The sequence below is a fragment of the Actinobacillus minor NM305 genome (assembly GCF_000175195.1).
In the GTDB taxonomy this organism is placed as follows: Bacteria; Pseudomonadota; Gammaproteobacteria; order Enterobacterales; family Pasteurellaceae; genus Haemophilus_A; species Haemophilus_A minor.
Map to the genome: position 1 here is coordinate 1 of NZ_ACQL01000157.1, position 427 is coordinate 427.

Genomic DNA, 427 nt, shown 5'->3' on the forward strand with positions numbered 1-427 from the left:
GCTAGAACCCGATTTAAATCAAGCCAAACCCAACGATATTCGTGATACGAGTACACCCAAACAAATGGCGATGAATTTAAATGCGTATTTATTGGGCAACACATTAACCGAATCGCAAAAAACGATTTTGTGGAATTGGTTGGACAATAACGCAACAGGCAATCCATTGATTCGCGCTGCTACGCCAACATCGTGGAAAGTGTACGATAAAAGCGGGGCGGGTAAATATGGTGTACGCAATGATATTGCGGTGGTTCGCATACCAAATCGCAAACCGATTGTGATGGCAATCATGAGTACGCAATTTACCGAAGAAGCCAAATTCAACAATAAATTAGTAGAAGATGCAGCAAAGCAAGTATTTCATACTTTACAGCTCAACTAACAAATTCATTTTGTTAGAAAAAGTGAAAATTTAGGGCTGAAT

The 427-nt window shown here is 39.6% G+C and carries 1 protein-coding gene; it reads left to right on the plus strand.

Annotation, left to right across the window (positions count from 1 at the left end):
* The coding region (locus AM305_RS10910) for a class A beta-lactamase (RefSeq protein ID WP_005826056.1) at window positions 1–385 on the plus strand (385 nt) is incomplete at its 5' end.
* Between the last annotated feature and the right edge of the window lie 42 nt (window positions 386–427).